We start from the raw sequence: 14875 nt of genomic DNA on the forward strand, positions 1-14875 counted from the left end.
TTCCCGTATAGGCCTGTTCGCGATGTCCGCTTTGATCTGTGGTTCCCTTGCCTTCGACACCATCATGGTGTTCCCGGACCAGTTCAAGAACCACATCCTGCCGGACAAGGTGCACATCCTGAACGTGTCCTTCCTGGTCCCGCGCATGCGCCGCGAGCTGGGCGGCTGCGCTGGCAACATCGCCTACAACCTGAAGCTGCTCGGCGGCGACCCGATCCCGATGGGCACCGTGGGCCAGGACTTCGGCCCGTACCGCGAGCATTTCGAGCGACTGGGCATCAACCTGAGCCAGGTGCGGGTGCTGGAGGAGATGTTCACCCCGCAGTGCTTCATCACCACCGACCACGACAACAACCAGATCACCGCCTTCCACCCGGGCGCGATGATGCGTTCGCACGAGAACCACGTGAAGGACGTGCCGGGCGTCACCTTCGGCATCGTCGCGCCGGACGGCCGCGAGGGCATGATCCAGAACGCGGCCGAGTTCCTGGAATGCGGCATCCCCTTCATCTTCGACCCGGGCCAGGCGCTGCCGCTGTTCAACGGGCCGGAGCTGCGCCAGTTCATCGAACAGGCCGACTACGTGGTGGTCAACGACTACGAGTCCAACCTGCTGCAGCAGCGCACCGGCTGGAGCGAGAAGGAAATCGTCGAGCGCACCCAGGCCTACATCACCACCCAGGGGCCGCGCGGGGCGATCATCCACACCCCGGAAAAGAGCTTCGACATCCCGCCGGCGCACGAGCGCCGCGTGGTCGACCCGACCGGCTGCGGCGACGCCTTCCGCGCCGGCCTGATCTACGGCATCGAGAAGGGCTACGACTGGCTCACCATCGGCCGCATGGGCAACCTGATGGGCGCGCTGAAGGTCGAGCACCCCGGCACCCAGAACCAGCGCTTCGACTTCACCGAGTTCAACGACCAGTTCAAGCAGCAGTTCGGCTACGCGCTCTGAACCCGAAGCGCGAAGGCACCCGGGAAACGGCGCTTCGGCGCCGTTTTTCGTTGCCCCCGCCACCGCCCGGGCAGGCACCGGTTAGCCTTGTGGCCTGACCCGACCGCCACCGCCAATGTCCCTGGGCCTTTTCTGCGCGGTGCTGCTGGCCGCCCTGCTCCACGCCAGCTGGAACGCCATCGTCAAGCTCGGCGGCGACACGCTGCTGACCACCCTGCTGGTCACCGGCTGGGCGGCGGTGCTCGCGGCCCTGCTGCTGCCGTGGTTGCCCGCGCCCGCGGCGAGGAGCTGGCCCTGGCTGGCGGTATCGGCGGTCCTGCAGGCCGGCTACTACGTCCTGGTCGCGCGCGCCTACCGGGTGGCGGACATGAGCCTGTCCTACCCGCTGATGCGTGGCTGCGCGCCGCTGCTGGTGGCCCTGGCCGGCAGCCTGGTCTTCGACGAGCACCTGCCCGCTGCCGGCTGGGCCGGCATCGCCCTGGTCTGCGGCGGCATCGTGCTGATGGCCGGCAGCGGCAACCGCCGCAACCTGCAGCTGCCCCTGTTCATCGCGGTGGTCATCGCCACCTACACCCTGGTCGACGCCCGCGGCGCACGCCTGTCCGGCAACGCGCTCAGCTACACGCTGTGGCTGTTCCTGCTGTCCGGGCTGCCATTGCCGCTGTGGGCACTGGCGCGGCGACGCGCCGAGCTGGGGGACTACCTGCGCCGGAACTGGGCACGCGGCCTGGTCGGCGGCATCGGCACCACCACGTCCTACGGCATCGCGCTGTGGGCGATGACACTGGCGCCGGTGGCGATCATCGCCGCGCTGCGCGAAACCTCGATCCTGTTCGCGTTGGCGCTGTCGGCGCTGCTGCTGAAGGAGCGGATCAGCCGGCGCCGCCTGCTGGCCGCGGCGGTGATCCTGATCGGCGTGGCCTTGCTGCGGCTGGCCTGATGCCCCCGCCGCTCAGAGCGGCGGCATGCGGGCGATGTCCTCGTCCACCAGCTCCATCGCCATCACCAGCGCGTCCTCACGGCCGTTGTCGGCGGGGTAGTAACGCGGTCGCCGGCCGATCTCGTTGAAGCCTTCGCTGTGGTACAGCGCGATGGCCGGGGCATTGGACGGGCGCACCTCCAGGAACACCCGCACCGCGCCGCGCTGGCGCGCCACCCGCACCAGCTCGCGCAGCAGCCGCCGGCCATGGCCGCGCGACTGCACCAGCGGGTCCACGCAGACATTGAGCACGTGCGCCTCGTCGGCGGCGAGGCTGAGCATGCCGTAGCCGACCAAGCCGTCGTCCACCTCGAGGATCCGCCCGGGATAACCGGCGCGCAGGCAGTCCTGGAAGATGCCACGCGTCCACGGGAAGGGGTAAGCGCGCAGCTCGACCTCCATCACCGCGTCCAGGTCGTCTTCCTGCATCGGCCGCAGTACCGGGCCGGCCGGTCGGGCCTGCGCGTTCATTGCCGCTGCTTCCGCCGCAGGCTGCGCAGTTGCGGCCACAGCGCGCGCTTGGCGGCCGGGTTGGCACGCAGCTCGTCCAGCGGCCAGCTGTCCATCAATGCCCGCGTCTGCGGGTCATTCGGATTGCAGCCGGACGCGCGCAGCAGGGCGATCTGCAGGCGGTCGGGCATGCGCAGGCCACCGCCGCGGCGGTGCAGGGTCGCCGCCGATGCCGGGGAGGCGGGCCTGTCCGGCGTGGTCGCCGGGGCCTCTGGCGCGCGGGCAGCCTGCTCACGGCGGGCGGGCGGGGCGGCCGGGCGCGGCGGCGTCGGGGTACGCGCCGGCGCGATCTCCAGGGCGACCGGCGGCGCGGCGGCCTCCATGGCAGGCGGTGCGTCCAGCGCACTGCCCTCCAGGTAGACCGTGTAGCCCATCGCCTGCAGCAGCGCCTGCTGCTGCGCGGACCACAACGGCGCGGGCGCGAGCCCGGTCATTCCACCTTGCCGGCCGGCGCGCGCCGGCGCAGCAGCAGCCACATCACCGGCCCGGAGATGGCATACAGGATGCCCACCACGAACAGGGTGCGCGGCAGGTCCACGACCATGATGGCGATGATGATCGGCACCAGCGCCAGCACCACGAACGGCACGCGCTCCGAGCGCGGCCCCTTCTCGTTGCCGCCCTTGAAGCTCCAGAAGCGGATCCGGCTGACCATCAGCAGGCCCGAGACGATCGTCACCGCCAGCGCCACGTAGCGCAGCTGCTCGCCGCTCCAGCCCAGGTTGCCGTCGGCAAAGGCCCAGACGAAGGACATCATCAGGCCCGCCGCGGCCGGGCTGGCCAGGCCGACGAACCAGCGCTTGTCGACCGTGCCGACCTGGGTGTTGAAGCGCGCCAGCCGCAGCGCAGCGCAGGCGGCGTACAGGAACGCGGCCGACCAGCCGACGCGGCCGAGGATCTCGCCGTCGAACTTCAGCGAGGACAGCGCCCAGTGGTACATGACCAGCGCCGGCGCCATGCCGAAGCTGACCAGGTCGGCCAGCGAGTCGTACTGCACGCCGAACTCACTGCTGGTGCCGGTCAGGCGCGCCACGCGGCCGTCCAGGCCGTCCATGACCGCCGCCACAAACACGGCGATGCTGGCGTTGACGAAGTCCCCGTTGGCGGCGGCGATGATCGCGTAGAACCCGGCGAACAGGCCGGCGGTGGTGAACAGGTTCGGCAGCAGGTAGATGCTGCGCGAACGCGGTGGGGGTCTCAATTCGTCCATGCCGCCCAGTTTAATCGACTTGCCAGCCGCGTCACCGGGTGCTGCAATCGGCGCCTTGCCCGTCCGCCCTGCCCGGAGTCGCCATGCCCGTCCTGCCCCGCCTCTGCTGCCTGCTCCTGCTCGCCAGTTCCGCCGCCAGCGCCGGGCAGCTCTACAAGTGGAAGGACGCCAATGGCGTCACCCAGTATTCGGAGCGGCCGCCGGTCGGGCAGAAATACGAGACCCGGCAGATCACCCAGAGCGGCGCGCCCAGCGTCCAGGCCGAACCTGCGGCGGCGGCTGCACCGGCGACGGTCGACAACCTGCAGTGTGCCTCGGCCCGCCACAACCTGGAGCTGCTGTCCAAGCCCAACCCGGTGATGCGCGATACCGACGGCGACGGCAAGCCCGACCAGACCCTGGACGACGGCCAGCGCCAGGCCCAGAAGCGCCTGGCCGAGTCGATGGTGGCCACCTACTGCAAGCCCGCCGCGAGCCCCTGAGCAGGCAGGTCGGGCACGGCCTGGCGGCGCAGCCACCCCAGCGGGCCGCGAGGCTGGCAAAATAGGCGATTCCGCCGTTTTGCGAAGCCCCTCCCATGCGCCTTTCCCGCTTCCACCTGCACACCACCAAGGAAACTCCCGCCGACGCCGAGCTGGTCAGCCACAAGCTGATGCTGCGCGCGGGCATGATCCGCAAGCTGGCCTCCGGCCTGTACACCTGGTCGCCGCTGGGCCTGCGCGTGCTGCGCAAGGTGGAAGCCATCGTCCGCGAGGAGATGAACCGCGCCGGGGCGGTGGAACTGCAGTTGCCGACCATCCAGCCGAAGGAACTGTGGGAGGAGACCGGGCGCTGGCAGAAGTTCGGCGGCCAGTTGCTCAAGATCAAGGACCGCAAGGAGCAGGAGTATTGCTACAGCCCCACCGCCGAGGAAGCCATCACCGACTTCGCGCGCCAGGAGCTGTCCAGCTACAAGCAGCTGCCGGTCAACTTCTACCAGGTGCAGACCAAGTTCCGTGACGAGATCCGCCCCCGCTTCGGCGTGATGCGCGCGCGCGAGTTCCTGATGAAGGATGCCTATTCCTTCCATCTGGACGACACCAGCCTGGTCGCCGAATACGAGAACATGAAGGCCGCCTACACCCGCATCTTCACCCGCCTGGGTCTGGAGTTCCGTTCGGTGCAGGCCGACTCCGGCGCGATCGGCGGTGATGCCTCGCAGGAATTCCACGTGATCGCCGATTCGGGCGAGGACGCGCTGGTGTTCTCCACCGGCTCGGATTACGCGGCCAACGTCGAGGCCGCCATCGCCGCCGACCCGGCCGCGCGTGCCGCCGCCGCCGAGGAACTGCGCAAGGTCGAGACCCCGACCCAGAAGACCTGCGAGGACGTCGCCGCGCTGATGGGCATCGCCCTGCTGCGCACGGTCAAGTCGGTGGCGGTGATGACCACCGAGGATGAATTCGTGCTGGCCCTGGTCCGCGGCGACCACGAGATCAACGAGATCAAGCTGGCCAAGGTGACCGGCCTGCGCGATTACCGCATGGCCAGCGAAGCGGAGATTGCCGACCACCTGGGCAGCGAGCCGGGTTTCCTGGGCCCGCTGAATCCGCGCAAGGCCATCCGCGTGGTCGCCGACCGCGAGGTCGCGGCGATGGCGGATTTCGTCGTCGGTGCCAATGAAAAGGGATTCCATATTGCCGGCGTCAACTGGGGCCGCGACCTGGTCGAGCCGGAAGTGGCCGATATCCGCAACGTGAAGGCCGGCGACCGCGCCCGTGACGGCGGCGAACTGAAAATCGCGCGCGGCATCGAAGTGGGCCATGTCTTCCAGCTGGGCCGCCAGTATGCGCAGGCACTGAAGGCCACCGTGCTGGACGAGAATGGCAAGGCCGCGGTGATGTCGATGGGCTGTTACGGCATTGGCGTATCGCGCATCGTCGCCGCCGCCATCGAACAGAACCACGACGACGCCGGCATTATCTGGCCGGTGGCGATGGCACCGTGGCAGGCGGTGGTATGCATGATCAACCCGAAGCAGGATGCCGCCATCACCGCGGCCGCCGAATCGCTGCTGGCCGAACTGCAGGCCGCCGGCGTCGATGCGGTGCTGGATGACCGCGGCCTGCGTCCGGGCGCGATGTTCGCCGACATGGAACTGATCGGCATCCCGCACCGCATCGTGGTTTCCGAGCGCGGCCTGGCCGCGGGCACCTTCGAGTACCGGTCCCGCACCGCCAGCGAGGCGGAGAATCTGGACAAGGCGGCGGTCCTGCAGAAAATCGCAGGCTGAGCAGAAAAAGGCCGGGATATATTCCCGGCCTTTTTCATTCCTGCATCACACAACGCACGTTATGTAGTTTGTCATCCGTACATATGGCCCGGTATGCTGTTTGCCGCTGCCACGGAGTGGCTGTCTCGAATCCATTTCCCTGGAGTAACCCATTAGATGAGTATTGATCTGTCCGGCCTGTCGGCCAAGGAACTTGCCACCCTGATCCGCGACGCGCAGAAGCGCAAGACCGTCGTGGCCAAGCGTCTGCCGATCACCAAAGTCCGTGCACAGCTGACCGCTGCCGCCAAGAAGGCCGGTTACACCATCGAGGAACTGTTTGGCGGCGCCGCGCCGAAGGCCGGCCGTCCGGCCAAGGCCGCCAAGACCAGCGCCCCGAAGGCGGGCCGCAAGCTGGCCAAGGTTGCCCCGAAGTACCGCAATCCGGCCAATGCCGAGGAAACCTGGACCGGCCGTGGCAAGCAGCCGCGCTGGCTGGCCGAGCTGACCGGCAAGGGCCGCAAGGTCGAGGATTTCCTGATCCAGAAGTAATCGGGTAATCGAAATCAAAAACGCCGGCGCAAGCCGGCGTTTTTATTTGGCCCCGTCCTGCCCGCGCACTACCGGATATATATGAATCTGAAATTACAGATTCTGGTTCTTGCGCGCCGGGATCAGCAGGTTGCCAAACAGCAGCCCGGCCACCAGCGCCATCACCACATTCACCACGGTCAGCAACGCGGATTCACCGGCATTTACATTCTGCTGCTGGATCAGGCTGAGCACCCCACGCAGGCTGATGCTGCCCGGCACCAGCATGATGATGCCGGGCAGGCGCACGATCGCGCCGGGGCGCTTGGCCAGCCGGCCAAACAGGTTGCCGGCGGCGGTCAGCAACATGGCCGCCAGGAAGATCCCGGCCGGCCCGCCCCATAGCAGCCCGCCATAACGCGAGATCGCATAACCGGCCACCGAGGCGGCGATCACCCACGGATAATCGCGGACACTGGCGCGGAACAGCATGGCGAAGGCGAACGCCGCCACCAGCACCGAGCCCCACTCCACCCAGTTGGACTGCGGGCGCGAGGCCCGCACCACCGGCTCCAGCCCGATGTAATGGGCGATGGTGACCGCGATCATCGCGCCCACGGTGAGTTTCATGATGGTGGTCAGGGCACCGGCGAACCGCGCCGTGCCCGATACCCAGTGCTGGCTGGCCAGCTCGTTGACCGCATTGGTCAATGCCATGCCGGGCAGCAGCACCACCAGCGAGGCGATGATGGTGGAGTTGAGGTTGAGCGGGCCGATGAAGCTGGCCACCAGGACCGCCACGAAGCCGGCCAGCAGCGCCGCCAAGGCTTCGCTGGCCTCGCGCGTGGCCACCCGCCGGTCGGTATAGAACAGCAGCAGGCCGATCAGCAGGCCGGTCACGCCGGCGGTGGCGATATCCAGCCATGGCAGCCGCCACAGGCCCGCCACGCCGGCCGAGCCCAGGGTGAAGGAGGTCAGCATCGCGATCCGGTCGCTCAGGCCCGGGTCACTGTCCAGCTGGCGCAACGCGGTATGGCCCTGGGCGATGCTCATGCGCCCCCCGGCCACCGCGTCGGCGATCTCGTCGGCGATGGCCAGCTTGTGCAGGTCGGTGCTGCCCGGCCCCATCCGGATCACGCGGGTGATGTCGCTGGAGCCGATCGCGCGGGTCGGGTCGCTGAAGCTCAGGATCAGGCCGGTCGGGTTCGACCACGGCTCGCAGTCCAGGTCCAGCTGCTGGGACAACGCGACCACCGAAGCCTCCAGCCGTTGCGCGGTGGTGCCGTAACTGTGCAGCCGCCCGGCCATCTCCGAGACGAAGGCCACGCGCTGTGCATAGGTGGCCCGAGGGGGCGCGGGAGCAAGGGTTTCGGCAGACATGGCCATTAGTATCGCCTGAAGCCGATGCAATACTCATCCGGGTTGTACGGACGTCGGGTTATCCTCGGCAGCGGATGCCACCAATGACAGACATTTCCCCACCCCAGTGCGCGCAAGACCCTGATGCCGAAGGCCGGTTGCGGCTTTCCGGCAGCTGGACGCTGTCCACTGCGCTGCGCTCGATGGAGGCGCTCAAGGCCAGCCCGTCGCCGGTGACCACCATCGATGCGCGCGGCATCGACCAGCTGGATTCGGCCGGCGTACTGCTGTTGCTGCGCTTTGCCAGCAAGGCTGGCCTGCAGGAACATGCCCTGCAGTTCCGCGACGAGCATCAGGCACTGGTCTGCACCATCGACGAGGTCGCCGACGAGCGCCCCAAGCCACAGCGCGACTACGGCGTGGCGGCGGCACTGGAACGCCTGGGCCGCTCGGTCCACGCCATCGGCCGCAACATCGTGGTGCTGGTCAGCTTCCTGGGCGAGAACCTGTCCAAGCTGGCGCGCCTGGTGCGCCAGCCGCGCCGCTTCCGGATGACCGCCGCGGTCAACCAGATGGAAGAGGTCGGGCTGGACGCGGTACCGCTGGTGGCCCTGCTGTCCTACCTGGTCGGCGCGGTGATCGCCTTCCTCGGCTCGACCATCCTGCGCGACTTCGGCGCGGAGATCTTCGTGGTCGAGCTGGTCAACATCGCCTTCCTGCGCGAATTCGCGGTGCTGCTGACCGCCATCGTGCTGGCCGGCCGCACCGCCAGCGCCTTCACCGCGCAGATCGGGGCGATGAAGGCGCGCGAGGAGATCGATGCCATCCAGACCCTGGGCCTGGATCCGGTCGACCTGTTGGTGCTGCCGCGCGTGGTCGCCCTGCTGCTGATGCTGCCGTTGCTGACCTTCATCGCGATGATCGCCGGTCTGGCCGGCGGCATCACCGTCGGCGCCTTCGACCTGGGCATCCCGCCGCAGATGTACCTGGCGCGCATGCACGAGACGATGGAACTGCGGCACTTCCTGGTCGGCATGTCCAAGGCCCCGGTGTTCGCGCTGATCATCGCGCTGATCGGCTGCCTGGAAGGGCTCAAGGTCGAAGGCACGGCACAATCGGTGGGCGAACGCACCACCTCCAGCGTGGTGCAGACCATCTCGCTGGTCATCATCCTCGACGCGCTGGCCGCGTTGTGGTTCATGCACATGGGCTGGTGACGATGGCCATCGCATCCAGGAACGACGAGCGCACTTCCGAACTGGCCATCCGCGTGCGCGGGCTGGTCAACCGCTTTGGCAGCCAGACCGTGCATGAGGGCCTGGACCTGGACGTGCGGCGTGGCGAGATCCTCGGCGTGGTCGGCGGCTCGGGCACCGGCAAGTCGGTGCTGATGCGCTCGATCCTGGGCCTGCGCAGGCCCGACGAAGGCCAGATCGAGGTCTTGGGCGTGGACGCACGTTCCGAGCATCCGGCCGACCGCCTGCAGATCGAACGCAACACCGGCGTGCTGTTCCAGGACGGCGCCCTGTTCTCCTCGCTGACCGTGGGCGAGAACGTGCAGGTGCCGCTGAAGGAACACCATCCCGAGCTGGACGAGCGCTGGCACTACGAGCTGGCGCTGCTGAAGGTGAAGCTGGCCGGCCTGCCGGCCGATGCCATCAACAAGCTGCCCTCGCAGCTGTCCGGCGGCATGCGCAAGCGTGCCGGCCTGGCACGCGCACTGGCACTGGACCCGCCGCTGCTGTTCCTGGACGAGCCCACCGCCGGGCTGGACCCGATCGGCGCGGCCGCCTTCGACCGCCTGATCAAGACCCTGCAGGAAGCGCTGGGCCTGACCGTGTTCCTGATCACCCACGACCTGGACACGCTCTACGCCATCTGCGACCGCGTCGCGGTGCTGGCCGACCGCAGGGTCGTGGCCAATGCGCCGCTGCCGGAAATCGAACAACTCGACCACCCGTGGATCCGCGAATACTTCCACGGCCCCCGCGCCCGCGCCGCGCGCGGCCTCCAGCCCGAGCACGTGTGACCATGGAAACCAAAGCCAATTACGTCCTGATCGGCGCCTTCACCCTCATCGTCGGGGTGGCCCTGCTGGCCTTCGGCCTGTGGGCGGCGAAGTACTCCTCTGACCGCACCTGGCAGGAGTACCGCGTGGTCTTCACCGAGGCGGTCACCGGCCTGTCGGTCGGCAGCCCGGTGCAGTACAACGGCATCGCGGTCGGTTCGATCACCGAGCTGACGCTGGCGCCGGACGACCCGCGCAAGGTCATCGCCAAGCTGCGCCTGAACTCGACCACGCCGGTCAAGACGGACACCACCGCCAAGCTGGCCATCACCAGCCTGACCGGCCCGTCGATCATCCAGCTCAGCGGCGGCAGCCCGCAGGCCACCGCCCTGGCCGTGGCCAGCAAGGAACCCATCCCGACCATCGCCACCGCGCCCTCGGCCCTGCAGAACATCACCGACGTGGCCAACCGCGTGGTCGAGCGCATGGACGAGCTGCTCAGCGACGAGAACGTCGGCAAGATCTCGGCCACGCTGAGCCACCTGGAAACCATCAGTGGCGGCCTAGCCGACCGCGACAAGGGCACGCAGGCCCTGCTGGTCGAGGCCCGCGACGCGGCCCGCAACCTCAACGCCACCTTGAACACCGCCAATGGCGCGATCGCCCACCTGGACCAGAACGTGCTGCGCCAGCTGCCGGCCACGCTGGACAAGCTCGACACCAGCCTGTCCAAGCTGGATTCGGCCGCCGGCAACGCCGATGCGATCCTTGGCGAGAACCGCGCCGCGATCAACAGCTTCGCCAATGACGGGCTGGCCCAGCTCGGCCCGACCCTGACCGAACTGCGCGGCCTGATCCGCGACCTGCGCCGGGTCAGCGACCGGCTGGAGAACAACCCTGCCCGCTACCTGCTCGGCCGCGACGCACCCAAGGAGTTTGAACCGAAATGACCGTCCTTCCCTCGATCAAGCGATTCGCTCCGCTGTGCCTGCTGGCGCTGGCCGGCTGCTCGGTGCTGGCCGGCGGCGACCGCCAGTCGGTCACCATCTACGCACCGCAGGTGCGCGTGCAGGCCGACCCTGCCTGGCCGCAGGTCGACTGGCAGCTGGTGCTCGCCAAGCCCAGCGCGGCGCGGCTGGTGGACAGCCCGCGCATCAACGTCCGTCCCAGCCCGGGCGAACTGGAGGTCTACCGGGGCGCGACCTGGTCGCAGCCTGCCACCGACATGCTCGAGGACACGCTGCTGCGCGGCTTCGAGGACTCCGGGCGGATCGCCGCGGTGGCACGCATCGCCACCGGCATCCGCTCGGACTACAAGCTGACCACCGACCTGCGCCGCTTCGAGGCCGACTACCGCGGCGGTGACACGCCCGCGGCCACCATCGAGCTCAATGCCAAGCTGATCCACAGCGTGGACCAGCGCGTGGTCGCCGCACGCACCTTCGTGGTCGCCGAACCGGCCGCGTCCGCCGACATCCCCACCGTCGCGCGCGCCTTCGAAACCGCGCTGGACAAGGTCTCCACCGACCTGATCGGCTGGACGCTGCTCAGCGGCCAGCACGATGCGACGCGGCAGCCGGCGCCGCGATCCAGCGGAAAGTAAGGTTGATCCGCTCGCCCATCGGGCGGGCGGTCTTCGGCAGGGCGTGCTGGTAGTGGCGCTGGGTATCGCCGGCCATCACCAGCAGGTCGCCGTGGCCGAGCACGAACTCGGTGACCTGTGCCCGGTCATCACGCCGCCGCAGCAGGAACCGCCTTGCCGCCCCCAGGCTCAACGAGGCGATCAGCGGCTGCGTGCCGAGTTCCGGCTCATCGTCGCTGTGCCAGCCCATGCTGTCGCGCCCATCACGGTAGCGATTGGCCAGCACGCTGTTGAAGCGCGCGGCGCAGCTGTCCTGCAGGCGTCCACGCACCGCCTGCAACACCGCCGGCCACGGATGCGGCACGAAGTCGGCGCCGGAATAGCGGTAGTGGGCCTGCGGATCACCGATCCAGCAGCTCAGGCGCGGCGAATCCACCCAGCGGCCGAACATGCGGATGCGGTGCACCTCCCACGGCACGCCATGCTGCAGGTCGTGCAGCAGAGCATCGGCGTCGGACTGCGGCAGCCAAGCCGGAAGATGGCTGACGTCTGCGCCGGGGAGGTCGGGGGCGAACAACATGCGATATGCGAAGGGACGGCACCGCCGTCCCTCCGGACTTTGCTCAGGCGCGCTGGAACGGCACGCCGGTCTTTTCCTTCAGCTCGTCATCGCTGACGCCCGGCGCCGCCTCGACCAGCACCAGTCCGTCGTCGGTGACGTCGAACACGGCCAGGTCGGTGATGATGCGATCAACCACGCCCACGCCGGTCAACGGCAGCGTGCATTCCGGCAGCACCTTGTGCTCGCCGTTCTTGGCGGTGTGCTCCATCAGCACCACCACGCGCTGCACGCCGGCCACCAGGTCCATCGCCCCGCCCATGCCCTTGACCATCTTGCCGGGCACCATCCAGTTGGCCAGGTCGCCCTTGTCGGTGACCTGCATGGCACCGAGGATGGCCAGGTTGATGTGGCCGCCGCGGATCATCGCGAACGAATCATGGCTGCCGAAGTAGCTGGCGCCGGCACGTGCGGTGACGGTCTGCTTTCCGGCGTTGATCAGGTCGGCGTCCACCTCGGCCTCGGTCGGGAACGGGCCGATGCCGAGCAGGCCGTTCTCCGACTGCAGCCACACGTCCACGCCTTCGGGGATGTGGTTGGCCACCAGCGTCGGCAGGCCGATGCCCAGGTTCACGTAAGCACCGTCGGTCAGCTCACGGGCCGCGCGGGCGGCCATCTCATCACGGGTCCAGGCCATTTCAGTTCCCCTCCTGACGCACGGTGCGCTGTTCGATGCGCTTCTCCGGCGTTGCATTCAAAACGATGCGGTCCACGTAGATGCCCGGCAAGTGCACCTGGTCCGGGTCGATCGCGCCCACCGGCACGATTTCCTCCACCTCGACCACGCAGACCTTGCCGGCCATCGCGCAGGCCGGGTTGAAGTTGCGGGCGGTCTTGCGGAACAGCAGGTTGCCGGCTTCATCGGCCTTCCACGCCTTGACCAGCGACACGTCCGCCTTGAGCGCGGTCTCCAGCACGTAGTGCTTGCCGTCGAACTCGCGGGTTTCCTTGCCCTCGGCGACCACGGTGCCGTAGCCGGTGGCGGTGAAGAAGGCCGGGATACCGGCCCCCCCGGCGCGCAGGCGCTCGGCCAGGGTGCCCTGCGGGTTGAACTCCAGCTCCAGCTCGCCGGACAGGAACTGCCGCTCGAATTCCTTGTTCTCGCCCACGTAGGACGAGATCATCTTCTTGATCTGGCGGGTCTCCAGCAGCTGGCCCAGGCCGAAGCCATCGACGCCGGCGTTGTTGGAGATGGCCGTAAGACCCTTGACCCCGCTGTCACGCAGGGCGGCGATCAGCGCCTCGGGAATACCGCACAGGCCGAAACCGCCCACGGCCAGGGTCTGCCCATCGGCCACGATGCCGGCCAGGGCCTCGGCGGCGCTGGCGAATACCTTGCCGCGTTTGCCGGTCGGGGTTGGGAGATCACTCATCGCTTCTTGCCCACAGTAACCAAGGATGAGCGCATTCTAGCGGCGTTGCGGTGACGGCTACCTTGGACCTTCGTCCAGCGCGCAGACAGCCAACGGCCCTGCAGCCGACTAAACTAGGCGGCATCTCTCCCTCGCAGGATGCAAGCATGCCCCTTCCCGCTTTCAAGGCCTATGACATCCGTGGCCGGGTTCCGGAAGAGCTCAACGAGGACCTGGCCCGCAAGATCGGCAAGGCCCTGTCTGCCCAGCTGGCACCGGGCACCGTGGTCCTGGGCCATGACGTCCGCCTGGCCAGCCCGGCCCTGCAGGATGCGCTGGCGGCAGGCCTGCGCGGCGAAGGCCGCGAGGTCATCGACATCGGCCTGTGCGGCACCGAGGAGGTCTACTTCCAGACCGGTCACCTGCAGGCGGCCGGCGGCGTGATGGTCACCGCCAGCCACAACCCGATGGACTACAACGGCATGAAGCTGGTACGTGAACAGGCACGCCCGATCAGCTCGGACACCGGCCTGTTTGCCATTTCCGATGCGGTGGCCGCCGATGACAGTGCCCCGCAACCGCCGCGTGCTGGCCAGCGCGCCGAGCATGACAAGAGCGCCTACATCCAGCACCTGCTCAGCTACGTGGACGTCTCCGCGCTCAAGCCCCTGAAGCTGGTGGTCAACGCCGGCAACGGCGGCGCCGGCGCCATCGTCGACCTGCTCGCCCCGCACCTGCCGCTCGAGTTCGTGCGCATCTGCCATGAACCGGATGGCAATTTCCCCAACGGCATCCCCAACCCGCTGCTGCCGGAGAACCGCGCCACCACCGCCAATGCGGTGCGCGAACACGGCGCCGATTTCGGCATCGCCTGGGACGGTGACTTCGACCGCTGCTTCTTCTTCGACCACAGTGGCCGCTTCATCGAAGGCTATTACCTGGTCGGCCTGCTCGCCCAGGCCATCCTGTCGCGCAATCCGGGCGGCAAGATCGTGCATGACCCGCGCCTGACCTGGAACACCGTGGAGATGGTCGAGGCGGCCGGCGGCGTGCCGGTGCTGTGCAAGAGCGGCCATGCGTTCATCAAGGAAAAGATGCGCGCCGAGAACGCCGTGTATGGCGGCGAGATGAGCGCGCATCATTACTTCCGCGAATTCGCCTATGCCGACTCGGGGATGATCCCGTGGCTGCTGATCGCCGCCCTGGTGTCCCGCAGCGGCCAGTCGCTGGCCGAACTGGTGGAGGACCGCATGGCCCGTTTCCCGTGCAGCGGCGAGATCAACTTCAAGGTCAGCGATGCCAAGGCCGCCGTGGCACGGGTGATGGCGCACTTCGCCGACCAGTCGCCGGCGCTGGACCATACCGACGGCATCAGTGCCGATTTCGGCGCCTGGCGTTTCAACCTGCGCAGCTCCAACACCGAGCCGCTGCTGCGCCTGAACGTGGAAACCCGCGGGGACGCCGCGCTGCTGGCGCAGCGCACCCGCGAGATCTCCGAACTGCTCTCTGCCTGAGGACA

General features: G+C 68.2%; 16 protein-coding genes and 1 pseudogene. 10 read left to right on the top strand and 7 right to left on the bottom strand.

Annotation, left to right across the window (positions count from 1 at the left end):
• Positions 1-22: 22 nt before the first annotated feature.
• Both AC06FE_RS08875 and AC06FE_RS08880 read left to right on the top strand, forming a co-directional pair.
• The gene (locus AC06FE_RS08875; RefSeq protein ID WP_478072832.1) at positions 23-955 is read left to right on the top strand and encodes a carbohydrate kinase family protein; all 933 of its coding nucleotides are present in this window, start codon (positions 23-25) and stop codon (positions 953-955) included.
• A 115-nt stretch (positions 956-1070) separates the two neighbouring features.
• Complete coding sequence (locus AC06FE_RS08880; RefSeq protein ID WP_478072833.1) at positions 1071-1895, top strand: EamA family transporter; 825 nt, start codon at positions 1071-1073, stop codon at positions 1893-1895.
• A 12-nt stretch (positions 1896-1907) separates the two neighbouring features.
• Here the strand turns inward: AC06FE_RS08880 and rimI are convergent, their stop codons facing one another.
• From rimI to pssA, 3 genes are read right to left on the bottom strand one after another with little or no spacing between them, the layout of a single operon-like run.
• Positions 1908-2405 (bottom strand): ribosomal protein S18-alanine N-acetyltransferase, encoded by a 498-nt coding sequence (rimI, locus tag AC06FE_RS08885; RefSeq protein ID WP_132865680.1) that lies wholly within the window; start codon positions 2403-2405, stop codon positions 1908-1910.
• Entirely contained in the window at positions 2402-2878 is a 477-nt protein-coding gene (locus tag AC06FE_RS08890; protein WP_478072834.1) for an alanine acetyltransferase, read from the bottom strand. Before AC06FE_RS08890 ends, rimI begins: the two co-directional genes overlap by 4 nt.
• Positions 2875-3654 (bottom strand): CDP-diacylglycerol--serine O-phosphatidyltransferase, encoded by a 780-nt coding sequence (gene pssA / locus AC06FE_RS08895; protein ID WP_132865682.1) that lies wholly within the window; start codon positions 3652-3654, stop codon positions 2875-2877. The genes AC06FE_RS08890 and pssA overlap by 4 nt, the downstream gene beginning before the upstream one ends.
• Before the next feature lie 83 nt (positions 3655-3737).
• Between pssA and AC06FE_RS08900 the strand changes: the two genes are divergently transcribed.
• The 3 genes and pseudogenes from AC06FE_RS08900 to AC06FE_RS08910 form a co-directional block, all read left to right on the top strand.
• Positions 3738-4136, top strand: a complete 399-nt coding sequence (locus AC06FE_RS08900; RefSeq protein WP_132865683.1) for a DUF4124 domain-containing protein — start codon at positions 3738-3740, stop codon at positions 4134-4136.
• 95 nt (positions 4137-4231) lie between these two features.
• Complete coding sequence (locus AC06FE_RS08905) at positions 4232-5926, top strand: proline--tRNA ligase (protein WP_478072835.1); 1695 nt, start codon at positions 4232-4234, stop codon at positions 5924-5926.
• 156 nt (positions 5927-6082) lie between these two features.
• A pseudogene (locus AC06FE_RS08910) lies at positions 6083-6454 on the top strand (H-NS histone family protein); the annotation flags it as partial.
• Between the two features lie 96 nt (positions 6455-6550).
• Here the strand turns inward: AC06FE_RS08910 and AC06FE_RS08915 are convergent.
• Positions 6551-7816, bottom strand: coding sequence for a threonine/serine exporter family protein (locus AC06FE_RS08915; protein WP_132866223.1), 1266 nt, complete (start codon positions 7814-7816; stop codon positions 6551-6553).
• An 83-nt stretch (positions 7817-7899) separates the two neighbouring features.
• Here AC06FE_RS08915 and AC06FE_RS08920 point away from each other — a divergent pair, with 83 nt between their 5' ends.
• From AC06FE_RS08920 to AC06FE_RS08935, 4 genes are read left to right on the top strand one after another with little or no spacing between them, the layout of a single operon-like run.
• Complete coding sequence (locus AC06FE_RS08920) at positions 7900-9012, top strand: ABC transporter permease (RefSeq protein WP_192287695.1); 1113 nt, start codon at positions 7900-7902, stop codon at positions 9010-9012.
• 2 nt (positions 9013-9014) lie between these two features.
• Positions 9015-9824: an ABC transporter ATP-binding protein gene (locus AC06FE_RS08925; protein WP_132865687.1), complete on the top strand. Its 810-nt coding sequence runs from the start codon at positions 9015-9017 to the stop codon at positions 9822-9824.
• Between the two features lie 2 nt (positions 9825-9826).
• Entirely contained in the window at positions 9827-10753 is a 927-nt protein-coding gene (locus AC06FE_RS08930) for an MlaD family protein (protein ID WP_132865688.1), read from the top strand.
• Entirely contained in the window at positions 10750-11406 is a 657-nt protein-coding gene (locus AC06FE_RS08935) for an ABC-type transport auxiliary lipoprotein family protein (protein WP_478072836.1), read from the top strand. The genes AC06FE_RS08930 and AC06FE_RS08935 overlap by 4 nt, the downstream gene beginning before the upstream one ends.
• Here the strand turns inward: AC06FE_RS08935 and AC06FE_RS08940 are convergent.
• The 3 genes from AC06FE_RS08940 to AC06FE_RS08950 are packed head-to-tail and all read right to left on the bottom strand — an operon-like array spanning position 11351 to position 13377.
• The gene (locus AC06FE_RS08940; RefSeq protein ID WP_478072837.1) at positions 11351-11965 is read right to left on the bottom strand and encodes an alpha-ketoglutarate-dependent dioxygenase AlkB family protein; all 615 of its coding nucleotides are present in this window, start codon (positions 11963-11965) and stop codon (positions 11351-11353) included. The two genes, AC06FE_RS08935 and AC06FE_RS08940, sit on opposite strands and share 56 nt — an antisense overlap.
• A 43-nt stretch (positions 11966-12008) precedes the next feature.
• Complete coding sequence (locus tag AC06FE_RS08945; RefSeq protein ID WP_478072838.1) at positions 12009-12641, bottom strand: CoA transferase subunit B; 633 nt, start codon at positions 12639-12641, stop codon at positions 12009-12011.
• A gap of 1 nt (position 12642) precedes the next feature.
• A complete protein-coding gene (locus AC06FE_RS08950) occupies positions 12643-13377 on the bottom strand; it encodes a CoA transferase subunit A (RefSeq protein WP_132865693.1) in 735 nt (244 codons plus the stop codon).
• Between the two features lie 146 nt (positions 13378-13523).
• On the opposite strand from AC06FE_RS08950, the gene AC06FE_RS08955 reads away from it, so the two are divergent.
• Entirely contained in the window at positions 13524-14870 is a 1347-nt protein-coding gene (locus AC06FE_RS08955) for a phosphohexomutase domain-containing protein (protein ID WP_478072839.1), read from the top strand.
• Positions 14871-14875: the final 5 nt, after the last annotated feature.

Source organism: Stenotrophomonas sp. Steno-C18 (assembly GCF_056393195.1).